The organism is Bradyrhizobium ferriligni, assembly GCF_056837965.1.
Genome location: NZ_JBXEJO010000079.1, coordinates 29190 through 46738 on the forward strand (window position 1 = coordinate 29190; position 17549 = coordinate 46738).

14 protein-coding genes are annotated in these 17549 nt (G+C 65.7%); 10 read left to right on the forward strand and 4 right to left on the reverse strand.

The annotated features are described in order from the left end of the window. Nucleotides 1-68 precede the first annotated feature (68 nt). Nucleotides 69-2270 (reverse strand): putative bifunctional diguanylate cyclase/phosphodiesterase, encoded by a 2202-nt coding sequence (locus AC1VNY_RS34875; RefSeq protein ID WP_482408587.1) that lies wholly within the window; start codon nt 2268-2270, stop codon nt 69-71. Between the two features lie 353 nt (nt 2271-2623). Continuing rightward, entirely contained in the window at nt 2624-3061 is a 438-nt protein-coding gene (locus AC1VNY_RS34880) for a L,D-transpeptidase (RefSeq protein ID WP_276469627.1), read from the reverse strand. Between the two features lie 195 nt (nt 3062-3256). Between AC1VNY_RS34880 and mepA the strand changes: the two genes are divergently transcribed. The 6 genes from mepA to AC1VNY_RS34910 all read left to right on the forward strand — a co-directional run bounded on the left by mepA (nt 3257) and on the right by AC1VNY_RS34910 (nt 8819). Continuing rightward, on the forward strand, nt 3257-4219 hold the full coding sequence (gene mepA / locus AC1VNY_RS34885; protein WP_304498384.1) for a penicillin-insensitive murein endopeptidase: 963 nt from the start codon (nt 3257-3259) through the stop codon (nt 4217-4219). 130 nt (nt 4220-4349) lie between these two features. Then, nucleotides 4350-4859 carry a hypothetical protein gene (locus AC1VNY_RS34890; protein WP_482408581.1) on the forward strand — a complete coding sequence of 170 codons (510 nt, stop codon included), beginning with the start codon at nt 4350-4352 and terminating at the stop codon, nt 4857-4859. Between the two features lie 205 nt (nt 4860-5064). Continuing rightward, nucleotides 5065-5850, forward strand: a complete 786-nt coding sequence (gene modA, locus AC1VNY_RS34895) for a molybdate ABC transporter substrate-binding protein (protein WP_482408588.1) — start codon at nt 5065-5067, stop codon at nt 5848-5850. A 163-nt stretch (nt 5851-6013) separates the two neighbouring features. Then, nucleotides 6014-6709: a molybdate ABC transporter permease subunit gene (modB, locus tag AC1VNY_RS34900; protein ID WP_038385027.1), complete on the forward strand. Its 696-nt coding sequence runs from the start codon at nt 6014-6016 to the stop codon at nt 6707-6709. A 103-nt stretch (nt 6710-6812) separates the two neighbouring features. Further along, the gene (gene modC, locus AC1VNY_RS34905) at nt 6813-7484 is read left to right on the forward strand and encodes a molybdenum ABC transporter ATP-binding protein (RefSeq protein WP_304557456.1); all 672 of its coding nucleotides are present in this window, start codon (nt 6813-6815) and stop codon (nt 7482-7484) included. A 93-nt stretch (nt 7485-7577) separates the two neighbouring features. Further along, nucleotides 7578-8819: a hypothetical protein gene (locus tag AC1VNY_RS34910; RefSeq protein ID WP_482408582.1), complete on the forward strand. Its 1242-nt coding sequence runs from the start codon at nt 7578-7580 to the stop codon at nt 8817-8819. 9 nt (nt 8820-8828) lie between these two features. Here AC1VNY_RS34910 and AC1VNY_RS34915 read toward each other — a convergent pair whose 3' ends face one another. Further along, the gene (locus tag AC1VNY_RS34915) at nt 8829-10622 is read right to left on the reverse strand and encodes a potassium/proton antiporter (RefSeq protein ID WP_028340443.1); all 1794 of its coding nucleotides are present in this window, start codon (nt 10620-10622) and stop codon (nt 8829-8831) included. A gap of 239 nt (nt 10623-10861) precedes the next feature. Here AC1VNY_RS34915 and AC1VNY_RS34920 point away from each other — a divergent pair, with 239 nt between their 5' ends. Together AC1VNY_RS34920 and map are read left to right on the forward strand one after the other, a co-directional pair. After that, nucleotides 10862-12178: a mechanosensitive ion channel family protein gene (locus tag AC1VNY_RS34920; protein ID WP_028340442.1), complete on the forward strand. Its 1317-nt coding sequence runs from the start codon at nt 10862-10864 to the stop codon at nt 12176-12178. A gap of 167 nt (nt 12179-12345) precedes the next feature. Continuing rightward, complete coding sequence (map, locus tag AC1VNY_RS34925) at nt 12346-13170, forward strand: type I methionyl aminopeptidase (RefSeq protein WP_016844429.1); 825 nt, start codon at nt 12346-12348, stop codon at nt 13168-13170. Nucleotides 13171-13217: 47 nt separating this feature from the next. Here map and AC1VNY_RS34930 read toward each other — a convergent pair whose 3' ends face one another. Continuing rightward, a complete protein-coding gene (locus AC1VNY_RS34930) occupies nt 13218-13937 on the reverse strand; it encodes a DNA-3-methyladenine glycosylase I (protein WP_482408583.1) in 720 nt (239 codons plus the stop codon). A gap of 125 nt (nt 13938-14062) precedes the next feature. On the opposite strand from AC1VNY_RS34930, the gene radC reads away from it, so the two are divergent. Further along, the gene (gene radC / locus AC1VNY_RS34935; RefSeq protein ID WP_482408584.1) at nt 14063-14776 is read left to right on the forward strand and encodes a RadC family protein; all 714 of its coding nucleotides are present in this window, start codon (nt 14063-14065) and stop codon (nt 14774-14776) included. A gap of 351 nt (nt 14777-15127) precedes the next feature. Further along, nucleotides 15128-17242, forward strand: a complete 2115-nt coding sequence (glgX, locus tag AC1VNY_RS34940) for a glycogen debranching protein GlgX (protein WP_482408585.1) — start codon at nt 15128-15130, stop codon at nt 17240-17242. The last annotated feature ends 307 nt before the right edge of the window (nt 17243-17549 follow it).

Sequence of the window (17549 nt, forward strand, 5' to 3'; positions counted from 1 at the left end):
CCTCACCGCCCGTGAAGATAGATGGATTGCTTCGCTTCGCTCGCAATGACGTGGCGGGTACCGCCTTTCTACGCCACCAGCGCCGTCGCGACGCGCTGCGCCTTCAGCAGGCTGATAACCTCGGGGTTCGGCCGTGCGCGGCTGAACAGAAAGCCCTGGCCCTCGTGGCAGCCTTCGGCGCGCAGGCAGCTCAATTCTGCCTCGGTCTCGACGCCCTCGGCGGTGATGGTGACGCCGAGCCCGATGCCGAGACTGACGATCGAACGCACGATCGCCTGCGCGTCCGGGTTCGCGCCGAGGTCGCGCACGAACGACTGGTCGATCTTGATCTTGTCGAACGGAAAGCTGCGCAGATAGCTGAGACTCGAATAGCCGGTGCCGAAATCGTCCATCGACATCCGCACCCCGAGCGCACGCAGCGCATGCAGCGTCGCCAGCACCTGGCTGCTCTTCTCAAGCAGCAGCGTCTCGGTGATCTCGAGCTCGAGCCGCCGCGCCGGCAGGCCGGATTGCCGCAGCGCGTCGGTGACCAGCGCCAGCAGATTGCCGGTACGGAATTGCAGCGGCGACAGATTGACCGCGACGCGCACGTCGTCAGGCCATTGCGCGGCGTCCATGCAGGCGCGATGCAGCATCAGCGCGCCCAGCGGATTGATCAACCCGGTCTCCTCGGCCACCGGGATGAACTCGCCCGGCGAGATCATGCCGCGCTCCGGATGCGGCCAGCGCACCAGCGCCTCGAAGCCGGTGATGCGTCCGGTCGCAAGATCGACCAGCGGCTGGTAATAGGGCCGCAGGCCCTCGTTCTGGATCGCATCGCGGAGGTCGATCTCGATCTTGCGGCGGCTCTGGGCGCGGGCGTCCATCTCCGCCTCGAAGAACGAGAAGGTGCCGCGGAATTCGCTCTTGGCGCGCGACAAGGCCATGTCGGCGCTTTTCAGGAGCTTTTCGGAATCCTCGCCGTCGCCGGGCGACATCGCGATCCCGATGCTGGCGCCGATCACTACCGAATGCCCCTCGAGCAGATAGGGCTCGCCGATCGCGTCCAAGATCCGCCGCGCCAGCAACACCGCGTCCTCGGGCCGCATCACGCCGCCCTGCACGATGGTGAACTCATCGGAGTTGAGACGGGCCAGCGCATCTTCCTCGCGCAGCGTCGAGCGCAGGCGCTTTGCGACCGCGCGCAGCAGCTTGTCTCCGATGCCGTGACCGAGCGTCTCGTTGACCGCCTTGAAATTGTCGAGACCCAGCATCAGCACCGCGACCTTGTCGGTTGAGCGGCGGGTGTGCTGCAGCATCTCGTCCATTTGCTGGCGCAGCAGATTGCGGTTGGGCAGGCCGGTCAGGCTGTCGTGCTGGGCCATGAAGGCGAGCCGCGCCTCGGCGCGCTTGCGTTCCGTGATGTCCATCAGCGCGAGCAGCATCGCCGGCTGGTCGCCATGCATCAGCTGGCGCGAATAGATCGCAAGGTCGATCAGCGTGCCGTCGGCGCGCACATGCTTCCAGGTCCGCGCCGCCTGCTCGTCGCTGCTGCGACCCGCCGCCCAGGGCAGCTCGGCATCGAACGCCTGCAGGCTCCTGATCGTCATCCGCTCGAATTCGGCGCGGACGTAGCCGTAATGCGCGATCGCGGCATCGTTGACCGCGAGGATCCGCTCGCCGTCGAGCGCGCACAGGATCATCGGCACCGGATTGCCGTCGAACAGCAGGCGGAACGACGCCTCGCGCTGCTTCAGTTCGGTGATGTCGACGCGCAGGCCGACGATGCCGCCATCCGAGGTCAGCCGCTCCTCGATCAGCACCACGCGGCCATCGGCCAGCACCTGCTCGTGCCGCTCGCCCGGCTGGTACATCTTCCTGAGCCGCTCGGCGATCCACGCCTCCTCGCGGCCGGCAGCCTCGGGATAGTCGCCGCGCGCGACGCCGACGCGGATGGTGTCTTCGAGGCGCGCGCCGTGCTCGAACAGATCGGAGCTGCGCTTGTAGATTTCCGAGTATTTCTTGTTCCAGAGCGTGTAGCGGCCTTCGGGGTCGAGGAACACAATGCCCTGCGGCAGGATGTCGATCGCCTCACGCAGCCGCGCGTTGGACTTGCGCGCCTCGGCGATCGCGGCCTCGGCCTGCGCGCGCTGGCGCACCAGTTCGCCGATCTCGACCGCAGGGCGGCGCGATCTGCCCGACACTTTCGGCATCGGTGTGGGCCGGCGGCCCCGAAGACGGGACAGTTTGGCCTGGTTCGGCTTCTTGGTGTTTTTCTTCGGCCGCATCATCGGTATCGCACGCCCCACGCGCATTCCAGTTCGGCGATATATCTGCGATAAGTCTCTGAAAAATTGGTATCTCTTGGCGAGTAGCTGCGCTGCCTGAGAAGCCTTGCATGCCTGCTTTGCAGGCGAATTCACGCCGGGCGCGAGTTTGCTTGCGGTTCGCCAGCGGCGCACGGCACAGATTCGCAGCATGGAAGCGCCTGCGCTTGGTGAAGGAAGCGTAAACCGGCGCGCGATTGCACAATGAATGCGCCGAAGACGCTTCAAGCGCACCAATGTTTGTCAGCGTGCGGCAGGGTTATCGCGCAGTTAAGCCGCGGTGCGCCTCGGCCATCGCATCTTGCCGGATCATGCCTTTAGTTGGTGATCTCGATCCGCGTGCCGCCGCGGCCATTGCGCTCGACCAGCCCATAGAGCATTGCGGCGTGCGAGGGATGCAGGCGCACGCAGCCATGCGAGGCCGGCCCGCCAAGGCGCGTGAGTTCGTATGTTCCATGAATGGCAAACCCGCCATGGAAGAAGATCGAATGCGGCATCGGCGAGTTATAGTACTTCTTCGAGTACCAGCGGCGCGCCAGCATCTGCGGACGGAACACTCCACTCGGCGTGCCATAGCCGCGGCGGCCGGTCGACACGGGCCAGTTGTAGCGTCTCGCGCCGTCGACGCTGACCGCCATGCGCTGCGATGATTTATCGATGTGAACGACGACGTCGGCCCGCGCCGGGGAGAGCGCCAATATCGACGCAGCTATCGCGGCGGCAAATGCCGGCCGTACGCACGATACGCTTGTCACAATAACGCCTACCCTGAAATTATTGCGGACATGATGTCGCCCACAACGTGCGCTTGTAAAGTGGCGTGGCTCACATCGGAGCCTGGAAGCCGCGGGTAATCTTAATCCACCCTGTGGGCGATCAAGCGAATGGGATGAAAGCGCGGTCCGCCTGCTCCGAATCCATGCTAGCCTTGCGCCGACAGAGTGATCCGAATGACACCCCGCCTGCGTCTGTTCCCACTCCTGATCTTAGCCCTCGTCGCCTGCACCATCTCCGCGCGGGCGCAGGACAGGGGCTCGCTCAATCCACAGCCGCTGCCGCCGCTCGCCAACCCTGACGATCCAAAGATCGGGGCGAAGCAGCTGTTCGCGCGCAAGGTTTTGCCGGCGGCGTTGCCGACCCGGTCGATCGGCGGCTACACCAAGGGTTGTCTCGCCGGCGCCGCGCAGATGCCGCTCAACGGCGACACCTGGCAGGTGATGCGCTTGTCGCGCAACCGCTACTGGGGTCACCCCAACATGATCGCGCTGCTGAAGCGGCTGGCGGCCAACGCGCACAAGGACGCCGGCTGGCCGGGTATCCTGGTCGGCGATATCGGCCAGCCGCGCGGCGGCCCCGCGCTCTCCGGTCACGCCAGCCACCAGATCGGACTCGACGCCGATATCTGGCTGACGCCGATGCCCGATCGCAAATTGTCGCGCGAGGACCGCGAGGAGATGTCGGCGGTGATGATGGTGCGCGACGACCGGCTCGACATCGATCCACGCGTCTTCACGCCGGGCCACGTGCTCGTCATCCGCGACGCGGCGCGGGAGCCGGCGGTGCAGCGCATCTTCGTCAATCCCGCGATCAAGAAGGCGCTGTGCCGCGAGGCCAAGGGCGATCGCGGCTGGCTGTCGAAGATCCGGCCGTGGTGGGGCCACGACTACCACTTCCACATTCGCATGCGATGTCCGCCCGGCAGCCCTGGCTGCGAGGGACAGAAGCCGCAAGCGGAGGGCGAAGGCTGCAAGCCGTCCGATCTCGCCTTCTGGTTCAAGGATTCGGTGCTGCACCCGAAGCCGCCGCCGAAGCCGCCGAAACCCCGCCCGCCGATGACGCTGGCGCAGATGCCGGCTGACTGCAGGACGGTGCTGAACGCCCCCGACGCCAAACAGCAGCTGCCAGGGCAATAACATCTTCGTCAGGCGGCTATGCCGGCCGGCTCGAACTGCGATATGATCTCGTGCCGTCGCGCCGTAAGCGCGTTCGGGCGATGGATCGGGGCCGCTGATCTATTCATCCGTCATCATGAATGGACCAGACATGCGCAAATCGCTCCTCGCCGCATCGCTGCTGCTCGTCTCGGCTCCCGCTTTCGCGGCGGAGGAGCCGAGCGGCTGCGACAAGTTCAAATGGTCGATCGAGCGCGCACGCGCCGCGCTGACCGCGCCCGATCGTGCCAAGGTCGTATCGGGAAGCGAGCAGACGGCGCTGCCGGCGACCGCGATCACGCTGGCGCTGGTGCCCCCCGGCGACGCCAAATTGCCGACCCCGCCGGAGCGCGCGCCGAAGGAGGGCACCTTCGCCGGCTTCACCAGCTTCAAGGCCACCCCGAAGGCCGGGCTCTATACCGTCAGCCTGTCGGCCGGGGCCTGGGTCGACCTGGTGCAGGACGGGCATTTCCTGAAGCCAAAGGCGTTCAGCGGCGCGACCGATTGCGACGGTATCCGCAAGACCATGAAATATGACCTCGCCGCCAGCCCCTTCGTGCTGCAGGTCAGCGGCTCAAAAGAGAACTCGCTGTCGGTCGCGATCCAGCCGTCGGATGAATAGGACGATCCGTTAGTCAAAGGGTCGCCTTTACCGCAAGCCTCAGTCTGCTATGTTTGCAGTGCGATATTCCTGAGGACCGTAAGTCCGTCGGGGACCAGCGGAACAGCGCTTCCGTCCGTCGCAGGCCAGACCTCACCCAACGCCTGATTTGCGCGCCGGTTCGCGCGTGAACTCGCACGGAGCGCTTTCCATGTCACGACTTTCAATTTCAAGGCTTGCCGGACTTTTCACCGCCTTCGTCATCCTGCTCGGCGCGCTGCATTCGCCCGCGAGCGCCGAGGACAAGACGCTCACCGTCTTTGCCGCCGCCTCGATGAAGAACGCGCTCGACGACATCGATGCGGCCTATACCGCCAAGACCGGCGTCAAGATCACCGCCAGCTATGCCGCGAGTTCGGCACTGGCAAAGCAGATCGAGCAGGGCGCGCCGGCCGACGTGTTCGTCTCCGCCGATACCGACTGGATGGACTATGCGATCAAGCAGAAGAACATCAATGAGCAAACGCGGGTGAACCTGCTCGGCAACTCGATCGTGCTGATCGCGCCGAAGGATTCCAAGATCGACAACGTCAACATCGGACCCGGCTTCGATCTCGCCAAGCTCGCCGGCGACGGCAGGATCGCGACCGGCGACGTCAAGGCGGTGCCGGTCGGCAAATACGCCAAGGCCGCGCTGGAGAAGCTCGGCGCCTGGCAGGCGGCCGAGCCGAAATTCGCGATGGCCGAGAGCGTCCGCGCCGCATTGACGCTGGTGGCGCGCGGCGAAGCCGTGCTCGGCATCGTCTACTCGACCGACGCCAAGGTCGAGCCGGGCGTCAAGATCGTCGGCACCTTCCCGGCCGACACCCATCCGGCCATCATCTATCCGGTCGCGGCGACCACGACCGCGAAGGGCGAGACCGCCGACTATCTCGCCTTCCTGCGCTCCTCGACGGCGAAGACGATCCTCGAGAAGTACGGCTTCAAATTCCTGATCAGCCCGACGACGTAAGCCCAGCGCCGCCGATTTGACGTTCCTCCAGTGATAGCCGCACGCACCGTGAGGAACGTCAAATCGACCAGCGGCACTGGCCTATTGACTCTTACTAGTGTCTGTTCCCGAAGTTCGTAACTGAGGAGCCGCACTTGCATACGAACTTCGGGAACAGACGCTAGTGTTCGAGATCTCGCCGGCCGAATGGACGGCGATCCTGCTGTCGCTGCGGGTCGCCGTCATCGCAACACTGGTGGCGACCCCGTTCGGCATCGCGCTCGCCTGGCTGCTGGCGCGGCGCGATTTCTGGGGCAAGTCGCTGCTCGATGCCGCCGTGCATCTGCCGCTGGTGCTGCCGCCCGTCGTCACGGGCTATCTGCTGCTGCTGACCTTCGGCAAGCGCGGCCTGGTCGGCGGCTGGCTGGCCGACCATCTCGGCATCGTGTTCGCGTTCCGCTGGACCGGCGCTGCGCTCGCCTGCGGCGTGATGTCGTTTCCGCTGCTGGTGCGGCCGATCCGTCTCTCGATCGAGGCGGTCGACCGCCGCCTCGAGCAGGCGGCCGAGACACTCGGCGCCGCGCCCTGGCGGGTGTTCGCGACGGTGACGCTACCGCTGGCGCTGCCCGGCGTGCTGGCCGGCATGGTGCTCGGTTTTGCCAAGGCGATCGGCGAGTTCGGCGCGACCATCACCTTCGTCTCCAACATTCCCGGCGAGACCCAGACCATTTCGTCGGCGATCTATTCGCTGATCCAGACGCCGGATGGCGACACCGCCGCCGCGCGGCTCGTGATCATCTCGATCGTGCTCGCGGTCGGCGCACTGGTCGCGGCCGAAGTGTTCGCGCGTCGTGCCACCGCGCGCCTGCACGGGCAATAGAGCATGATCCGGAAAAGTGTGAAGCGGTTTTCCGAAGAGATCATGCTCAAACAAGGAGCTAAAGTGCGATGACGATTCAACTCAATCTCATCGCGCTTTAGCCATGCTGCGCGTCGACATCACCAAGCAGCTCGGCGAGTTCTCGCTTGCGGCCTCGTTCAGCAGCGAGGGCCGCGTCACCGGCCTGTTCGGCGCGTCCGGCTCCGGCAAGACCTCGCTGATCAACACCATCGCGGGGCTGTTGCGTCCTGACCGCGGCACCATCGTGATCGACGGCGAGACCGTCGACGATACCGCTACCGGCATCCACGTCCCGACCTGGCGCCGCCGCATCGGTTACGTGTTCCAGGACGCGCGGCTGTTTCCGCATCTCGACGTCGGGCAGAACCTCGACTACGGCCGCCGCATGAACGGCCTCACCGAGGATCCCGCGCAACACCGGCGCGTCGTCGACCTGCTCGACATCGGCGCCCTGCTCGACCGCCGTCCCGGAAAGCTCTCCGGCGGCGAGCGCCAGCGCGTCGCGCTCGGCCGGGCGCTGCTGTCCAAGCCGCGGCTGCTGCTGCTCGACGAGCCGCTGGGCGCGCTCGACGAGAGCCGCAAGCTCGAGATCCTGCCCTATCTGGTCCGGCTGCGCGACGAAGCCGGCGTCCCGATGGTCTATGTCAGCCACGACGCGGCCGAACTGCGCCAGCTCGCCACCCAGATCGTGATGCTGCGCCGCGGCCAGGTGACCGCGTTCGGCGGTGTCAAGGTGCTGACGGCGGGCGGGTAGCTGGCCGTTTTTCCGAAAGTCGGCATAAGATAGCCTATCTTGTCTGCTAGGCCCGCGTCGGGACGTCCGATCGGGCATGGGGAAGGGTGAACTGTGCGACTGACTGGCTGGGTGTTGCTGCTGATCGGCGGACTGCTGTGCGCCACGATTTCGTGGGCCGCGCTCGGCTTCCTGCTGATGGGCGTCGGCCTGATCGCGCTGCAGGTCGCCGAGCGGGGCCGGCGTCCGGCCGATGCTGCCGTGCCGGCCGGGGCCTCGGGATTTACCCCGCCTCACCTCAGCGACGGGCTGCAGCCGCCGACCCTCGACCCGGTCGCAGGCCAGGATACCGGGCAGCGTCAGCCGCGCCGGGTGGCCTGGCCCGACAAGAACAACGACGCGCCCTACGATCGCGAGGCGTGGCGGCGGCTGGTCGAGAGCGATCCCGACCTCGCCCAAATCGCCAATGTGCTCGCCGATTACGGCCCGCAATATGTCGATGAGCTGGCGGCGAGCTATCTGGCCGCCCCCGACAAGGGCCGTTTGGCGGCGATCGTCGACGGCATCATCGCGCGCGCCCGCGACGGTCAGGCGGTCCCGCTGCCGCCCGCGCCAGTCGAAGCATCTCGGCCACCACCGTTGCCGCCCCGGCCAGCGCCGAAGCCGGTGACCGCCCCTGCCGCCAAGCCGCCGACTTCGCCGAGCAATTCCGCCGATGCGCTGGAAGCGTCCCTGCTCGCCACGGTCGAGGAGGCTTCCGCCAGGATCGCCGCCGAACGTGCGGGTCTCTTCAAGCCTGCCAAGGAGATTAACAAGGAGCTTAACAAGGAGCCCGGCGAGGCAACCGACAGCCGGCCGCAGGCGGCGGGCCAGCGGCAACCGCTATTCGGTCGCGCCCCCCGGGACGCCAAACCCGCCGAGCCGCCGCCAGTGCCAGCCTCGCCGCCGCCAATGCCAGCGGCACCGCCGCCGATGCCGGCCGACACGCCCGCCGATCTCGAAGCATCGCTGATCGCCGCCGTCAGCGAGGCCGCCGTCCGGCGGGCGGACGCCAAGGACACCCCCAAACCGGCGCTGGAGCCCGCGCCGTCGCCGGCGAAACGCGAGCCCGAGATTGGTAGCGTCGCGCCTGCCTCTCCACCGGCACCACCTGCGAAGACACCACCTGCGAAGACACCTGCCGACAATCTCGACGAGACGCTGCTCGCGGCGCTGGCCGAGATTTCCGGTCAGAAAATCAAAGGCGAGCCCAAGCCGGACTCAGCGTCCAAGGGCCCATCCGGTCCGCCGGACGACGGGCTGTCCGACATGATCAAGAAGTTCGCCCCGGATTCGAACTTCCTGCGCAAGACCTAGCGGCGCGGCTCAGACCCCCGCCACCGACGCCCAGATGTCGGCGAGCTTGCGCTTGACGATCTGCATCCGCGTTTGCGGCGCGACCTTCTCCTCTTCCTCCGGCAGGCGCAGGCCGACCACGTTGACGCGGCCGCCGCTGATGCTGCGCGCCACCAGCACGATCTCGTCGAGCGCCAGTTCGGCCCCTTCCTTCGGCGCGCGGTCGAGATTGACGTCGAAATAGTCGGCGAGCGTCAGCTTGGCCTGGTGCTCGTCGACCTTGACGCCGTAGATCTCGGCGAGCTCGCCGAGCGTATGCTCCGCCGACACCATGAAGTCGCCGAGCAGATGCGGATCGGGCGCGCTCGACGGCGCCATGTCGACGAAGAAGCGGTCGAGCGCCTCGGCGCGCTTCGGCGGCGCCAGCAGATAGATGTAGTCGCCGGGCGCGACCGGATCGGCCTCGGTCGGCGTCAGGATCCGCTCGTCGCGGATCACCAGCGTCGGCTTCGACCAGGACGGGATCAGCCCGCGGCGGAAATACAGGCTCTTCGGCCGCACCGGATAGCCGACCAGCTGCTGCTCGAGCTGGCCGGGCAAATCGAGCTCGACGCGCCGCGGGCCGCGTTCGGCGCGCGGCAGCGCGACATGCAGCCGCCGCGCCGCCGGCGCCAGCGTCCAGCCCTGCAGCAGCAGCGAGATGATGACGACGACGAAGGCGACGTCGAAATAGAGATAGGCCTTCGACAGTCCGACCAGCATCGGGATCGAGGCGAGGAAGATCGCGACCGCGCCGCGCAGCCCGGTCCAGGCGATGAAGACCTTCTCGCGCCAGTTGAACTTGAACGGTGCGAGGCAGATCAGCACCGCCAGCGGCCGCGCCACCAGCATCAGCGCGAACGCCACCAGCACGGCGCCGCCGGCGCTGGAGAGCAGGCGATGCGGCGAGACCAGGAGGCCGAGCAGCACGAACATCACGATCTGCGCCAGCCAGGTCGCGGCGTCGAGGAACGTCACCACCGAATTATGCGCGCGGGTCGGCCGGTTGCCGATGATGATACCGGCGAGATAGACCGCGAGGAATCCCGAGGCGTGCACGATCTGCGAGCCGCCGAAGATCACCAGTGCCGCCGTGGTGACGAACGGCGCATGCAGGCCCTGCGGCAGCGCCACATAGTTCAGCGCGATCACCACCAGCCGGCCGCCGATCACCCCGATGATGGCGCCGAACACCGCCTCCTGGATGAACTCCAGCGCGATGTGCGAGGCCGAGCTCTGGCCGATCGAGATGAACTCGACCAGCATCAAGGTGAGGAAGATCGCGAACGGATCGTTGGTGCCGGATTCCGCCTCCAGCGTCGCGCCGACGCGTGGGCGGAGCCGCAGACCCTGGGTGTGCACCAGCAGGAACACGGCAGCCGCGTCGGTCGAGGCCACGACGGCGCCGACCAAAAGCGACTCGGTCCAGTTGAGGTCGAGCACGAAACGGGCGACCGGCGCCGTGATCAGCGCGGTCAACAGCACGCCGGCGGTCGCCAGCACCATCGAGGGCACCAGCACGGTGCGGATGCTGGCAAACCGCGTCTTCAATCCGCCGTCGAACAGGATCAGCGCCAGCGCCACCGAGCCGACCAGATAGGTGGTGCGGACGTCGTCGAACTGCAGCCGGCCGGGGCCGGAATCGCCCGCCAGCATGCCGACCAGCAAGAACACCAGCAGCAAGGGCGCGCCGAACCGCAAGGCCAGCAGGCTCGACAGGATGCCGGCCATCACCAGCACCGCGCCGAGCAGGATCGCTATACTGACGGAGTCGAGGGATGCCATGCGCCTTCGGAGGTCTCAAGGACTTGGGAGGTCTCAAATACTTGCAATTGCATCCTTATCGTCGCCACACTGGGACGCCAACCGATTTCTGACATGAGCGGCAATGTGCCCGGTCTCATCAGCCCTAGGTCGCCTCCACACTGTGTTGTATCGATGGTCGCGTGAGCGCCTTTGTGGGATTCTCGCTGGGCATTCGAATCACATTTGGCTGACCCGCACTGCAAGTTGAGAATTTGCCGATGGACATGAGCCTGAAGGACGTCCTGGAATCGATCCAAATGGCGGCGCGCTCGGTTGGCGCCGAGGTCGCCTCGCCCTGGTTCTATCTGCAGTTCGGTATCATCCTCGCCGCCGCGGGCCTCGCCTACGCCGCCGATACCGCCATTCATGCGCGGGTCGACATGGCGTCGCTGGCGATGCGCTGGCCGCTGCCGCTCCGGCACTTCGCCCGCGTGATGGTGAAGAGCGCCTCCACCGCCGTGTTCGCGGTCCTGATGATCATCTCGCGCATCGTGATGTGGCACGCAACCTGGCCGAGCCGCAGCTATCTGATCGCGGTCTCCGCCAAGCTGGCGCTGGCCTGGCTGGTGATCCGCCTCGTCACCTCGGTGATCGACAACGCCTTCATCGTCAAGCTGGTCTCGATCGCAGCCTGGGTGGTTGCCGCGCTCAGCATCATCGGCCAGCTCGACTGGGCCGCCGAGACGCTGGATTCGTTCGCCGTCGTGGTGGGCGGTCTGCGGCTGACGCCGCTGTTGCTGATCAAGGCCGGCGCGCTGCTGATCGTGGCGCTGTGGCTGAGCAATATCGCCAGCAATTTCATCGACGGCCAGATCACCCGCTCGACCGACCTGACCCCGTCGATCCAGGTGTTGTTGGTCAAGATCATTCGCATCGGCCTGATGGTGGTCGCGGTCGCCATTGCCTTGAGCGCCGTCGGGATCAATCTGTCGGCGCTGGCGGTGCTGTCCGGCGCCGTCGGCGTCGGCATCGGTTTCGGCTTGCAGAAGATCGTCGCCAACTTCATCTCGGGTATCATTCTGCTGGTCGACAAGTCGGTGAAGCCGGGCGACCTCGTCACCATCGGCGACAGCCAGGGCCGGATCAGCGCGATGAAGACCCGCTACATCTCGGTCGCCGCCGGCGACGGCCGCGAGTTCCTGATCCCGAACGAGGACCTGGTGACGCAGAAGGTCACCAACTGGACCTACACCGACAAGAATACGCTGGTGAAGATCGCTTTCGCCGTCAACTACGACGCCGATCCAAGGCTGGTCTGCAAACTCGCGATCGATACCGCCGCGGCCCACGCCCGCGCGCTCAAGGGCAAGCCGCCGAACTGCATCCTCACCGAATTCGCCGAGCTCGGCATGAAGTTCTCGCTGACCTTCTGGATCGCCGACCCTGACGGCATGGACAATGTGAAGAGCGACGTCATGCTGGCACTGTGGGACGCCTTCAAGCAGCAGGGCATCCGGGTGCCCTACCCGGTGCGGGAACTCCGCATCCGCGGCGGCGCGCTGCCGGTCGAGAGCGTGGTCGAGGTCTCCAACTGACCCTCGAGCACAATCTTTTTGCAGGACCGGTGGCCGCTGTTCCGGATTGTGCCCGGAAATCAAGCCGTTTGGACATGTCCCCATGCCCAAGCTTGGCTTGCGCCGGGCGCGCCGATCATTAAATTAGGGCCTGAAATCAGCCCCTTGCCCGCAGAAACAGCCCGCCCATGAGCTATATCGACGCCACCGACACCTCGCTTCGCAAGACCGGCCAGATCAAGCTGCACGGACCGAGCGGCTTTGCCGGCATGCGCAAGGCCGGCGCCCTGGTGTCGAAATGCCTCGACGCGCTCACCGATATCGTCAAGCCGGGCATCCCGACTTCGGTCATCGACGAGTTCGTCCGCAAGTTCGCCTTCGATCACGGCGCCTATCCGGCGACGCTGATGTATCGCGGCTACCGCTACTCGACCTGCACCTCGATCAATCACGTGGTCTGCCACGGCATGCCGGGCGACCGGCCGCTGAAGGAAGGCGACATCGTCAATGTCGACGTCACCTTCATCGTCGACGGCTGGTACGGCGACTCCAGCCGCATGTACGCGATCGGCGCCATCGCGCGGAAGGCCGAGCGGCTGATCGAGGTGACCTATGAGGCGATGATGCGCGGCATTGCCGCGGTGAAGCCCGGCGCCACCACCGGCGATATCGGCCATGCCATCCAGAGCTATGTCGAGCCGCAGGGCATGAGCGTGGTGCGCGATTTCTGCGGCCACGGCCTCGGCCGCCTGTTCCACGACGAGCCGAACATCATCCATATCGGCCGCCCCGGCGAAGGCGCGCCGCTGAAGCCCGGCATGTTCTTCACCATCGAGCCGATGATCAATCTCGGCAAGCCGCATGTGAAGATCCTGTCCGACGGCTGGACCGCGGTGACCCGCGACCGCTCGCTGTCGGCGCAATTCGAGCACTCGGTCGGCGTCACCGCCGACGGCGTCGAGATCTTCACGCTGTCCGAACGCCATGGCGAGAAGCCCTGGGTTCAGGTGTAATCGGGTTCAGGTGTAATCGGATCCAGGTCCAGTCATCCTCGGCAAGTTCAGTAGTCGCTCCGCGTGCGCTCGACGATCTCCTCGGGCGTATGGTTCTCTCCGATCGACATCGCGCAGATCCGCGACAGATGCAGATAGGACAGCCCGGTCTCCTCCGCCCAGGCGTTGAACTGCGCCTGCACCTTGGCGAGATCGCGCTTCGACTTGACCTCCTCAGCGATATCGAGGCCGGCATCGCGCAGGCAGGCAACGACGTCGCGCGAGGTGACGAAGCCGTCCCAACCGACGAAGCGCAGCAGCATCTGTCCAGTGTTGCCGCCGAGCCGGCTGCCGCGCTTGGCCAACAGCTCCAGCAGTCCGACCTCGTCCGATGACGGCCAGGCGCTAAGGAATTTGCCGAAGCTGCCGTGCTCGCGCGCGATCTCCTGCACGAAGCGGCCATTGTCGCGCACCGACATGATCTTGGCGCCGTTGCGCACGATCCTGGCGTCGCTGACAAGCTTCTCCCAGAATTCGTCGGGCTTGAAGGCGAGCTTGGCGGGCTGAAAGCCGAGGAAGGCCTCCTCGAAGCCCGGCCATTTGGCGTCGATCACGCTCCAGGCAAATCCCGCGCAGAACACGCGCCTGGTCATCTCGGCCAGCACGCGGTCGTCGCCGAGCTTTGCCAGCGCCTTGGCGCCCGCCGGCGGCCGCAGCAGCTTCTCCAGCGCCTTCGGCCCGCCCTTGCGCTTCTCGGCGCGCGAGCGGATCACCTTGAATGATGTCACGCCGCCCTCCCCCTTTTTGCTCTCGAACCGTTGTCGCCAACGGTAATTCGCCGGTCGCGTCGTGGCAAACTGGGTAGTTGCATCGGCTCTTGCAAATCGCCGCGAGCACGGCATGGTTGTGGCCGATGCCCACCAAAGCCAGTGACAGCCCCGATCAGCCCGACGAGACGCCACATTATCACGGCCATCGCGAGCGGCTACGCGAGCGCTTCTATGCGGCCGGGCCCGACGCGCTGACCGACTACGAGCTATTGGAAATGGCGCTGTTCGCCGCCATCCCGCGCCGCGACACCAAGCCGTTGGCCAAGGCGCTCTTGAAGAAGTTCGGCTCGTTCGCCGAGGTGGTGCACGCGCCGGTGGCGCGGCTGCGCGAGGTCGAGGGCGTCAAGGATGCCTCGATCAACCAGATCAAGCTGCTCGCCGCCGCCGCCGGCCGGATCGCCAAGGGCGAGATCAGGCGCAACATCGCGCTGTCATCCTGGAACGACGTCATCGACTATTGCCGCACCGGCATGGCGTTCGCCGACAAGGAGCAGTTCCGCCTCCTGTTCCTCGACAAGCGCAACCAGCTGATCGCCGACGAGGTGCAGCAGACCGGCACCGTCGATCACACCCCGGTCTATCCGCGCGAGGTGATCAAGCGCGCGCTGGAATTGTCCGCCACCGCGCTGATCCTGGTGCACAACCATCCCTCCGGCGACCCGACGCCGTCGCAGGCCGACATCCAGATGACGAAAGCCATCGTCGACATCGCCAAGCCGCTCGGGATCGCCGTGCACGACCACATCATCGTCGGCAAGAACGGGCATACCAGCTTCAAGGGCATGCGGCTGATTTAGGATTGCACTCAACAAGCCCTCCGCTGTCGTCCCGGCCTAGTGCGCAATTGCGCACGGGGGCCGGGACCCATAACCACAGGGTTGCGTTGTCGAAGCACACCGTGGCTCCAGCTTTGCAAGCCAATTTGCTTTCGTGATTATGGGTCCCGGGTCGCGCTGCGCTTGCCCGGGACGACATCGAGATTGTGGCGGAGAGTCATACGTCCGCATTCTCGCGACATCTCTTGCCGAGCCTTGCATCTCGTTCCGTCCGCGTCATACGAACCAAGCGCAACTGACGCTAAACTAGCCCATGCAACGTTTTCCGCGCGGCGGCGTTTGTTGCAGGTTGATCTCATGGCTGGGGGACCGATGTCCGATTACGTCATTGAGGAGGGGCTGCCCTATCCGCTGGGCGCCCACTGGAGCGGCCACGGCACCAATTTCGCGGTGTTTTCCGCCAACGCCACCAAGGTCGAGGTCTGCCTGTTCGACGGCGAGCGCGAGACGCACCGCTTCGAGCTGCCCGAATATACCGACCAGGTGTTTCACGGCTTCATCAATGGCGTGCAGCCGGGGACGTTCTACGGCTATCGCGTTTACGGTCCCTACCAGCCGGACGGCGGTCACCGCTTCAATCCTAATAAGCTGCTGCTCGATCCCTACGCCTGCGCCCATGCCGGCAGCCTGACGTGGAATCCGGCGGCGTTCGGCTACAAGATGGAGAGCGGCGACGACCTCACCTTCGACGAGCGCGACAGCGCGCCGTTCATGCCGAAATGCGTGGTGGTCGATCCCAATTTCGACTGGGTCCAGGAAGCGCAGCGGCAGGACGTGCATTGGGACGAGACCGTGGTCTACGAGACCCACGTCAAGGGTTTCACTAAACAGCACCCGGGCGTCGACGAACATTTGCGCGGCACCTATGCCGGCTTCGGCTCGAACGCCGCGATCGACCATCTCAAGGCGCTCGGCGTCACCTCGGTCGAGCTGCTGCCGGTGCATTCCTTCATCAACGACAGCAACCTCCTCGACAAGCGCCTCACCAATTACTGGGGCTACAACACCATCGGCTTCTTCGCGCCGGATCCGCGCTACGCCGCCGACGTGCCGAACAGCCTGCGCGAATTCAAGGAGATGGTGTCGCGGCTGCATGGCGCCGGCCTCGAGGTGATCCTCGACGTCGTCTACAACCACACCGCCGAAGGCAATGAGCGCGGCCCGACGCTGTCGTTCAAGGGCATCGACAATGCGAGCTATTACCGGCTGCTGCCCGACAAGCGGCGCTACTACATCAACGACACCGGCACCGGCAACACGGTGAACCTGTCGCATCCGCGGGTGATCCAGATGGTGATGGACAGCCTGCGCTACTGGGCCGGCCACATGCATGTCGACGGCTTCCGCTTCGATCTCGGCACCATCCTGGCGCGCGAGGTCTACGGCTTCGACGAGCAGTCCGGCTTCCTGAAGGCGATGAACCAGGACCCGTTGCTCGCGACCGTCAAGCTGATCGCAGAACCCTGGGACTGCGGTCCCGGCGGCTACCAGGTCGGCGGCTTCCCGCCAGGCTGGGCGGAGTGGAACGACAAGTACCGCAACGTCGTGCGCGATTTCTGGCGCGGCGAGGCGGCGCCGGGCAGCCTGGCGCCGCGGCTGCTCGGCTCGCACGACGTGTTCAACCGCGAGGGCCGCCGCACCTGGGCCAGCGTCAACTTCATCACCGCCCATGACGGGTTCACCCTGAACGACTGGGCGAGCTACAACAACAAGCACAACGAGGCCAACGGCGAGCACAACAATGACGGCTCGTCGGACAACCACTCCTGGAATTGCGGCGCCGAGGGCCCGACCGACAATCCGGATATCCGCACTTTGCGCGAACGGCAGAAGCGCAACATGCTGGCGACGCTGCTCGCTTCGCAGGGCACGCCGATGCTGCTCGGCGGCGACGAGTTCGGCCGCACCCAGCGCGGCAACAACAATGCGTACTGCCAGGACAACGACATCTCGTGGTTCGGCTGGAATTTTTCCGACGACGCCGGGAGGCTGCTCGCTTTCACCAGGCGAATGATCAGGCTGCGGCGCGACTACCCGATCCTGCGCCGCAGCCGCTTCCTCTCCGGCGATCGCGATCCGCAGCTCGAGATCCGCGACGTGGTCTGGATCAACACGGCAGGCGTCGAGATGACGCAGGCCAACTGGACCACCGGCTGGATCAAATGCTTCGGCGTCGTGCTCGACGGCCGCGCGCGCAAGACCGCGATCGCGCGCGAGGGCGAGGACGACACCGTGCTTGTTATCCTCAACAGCTACGAGGGCGAGGTCGACTTCAAGCTGCCGCCGACGTCGGCCGGCCCGCGCTGGTCGCTGCTGCTCGATACCAATGCGCCGGAAGAGCCGCCGGGCGCGCAGTTTGCGTTCGACGGCACGTACAAGGCGGCGGGGCGTTCGTTCGTGCTGTTCGCGGCGGGTGAGGTCAAGTAGTCCCCGTAGCCCGGATGGAGCGCAGCGAAATCCGGGGACTGGACCATCCGCGGTTGAAGCAACCCCGGATTACGCTGCGCTCCATCCGGGCTACAGGTGCGCCTTCTCCTTCCCCCTGAAAGGGGGAAGGTCGGGATGGGGGTCAGCCACAGGCGATGCTGCAAGCCGAGAGAGCAGATCCCCACCCGCTTTGCTCTGCCGAGCAAAGCGACCTCCCCTTTTCAAGGGGAGGTTGGAGCCGATCCGCTCGGAATGGCGGCTGTCTCTTATAAACATCTGACGCTGCCGACGATCGCATAAGTGTAGA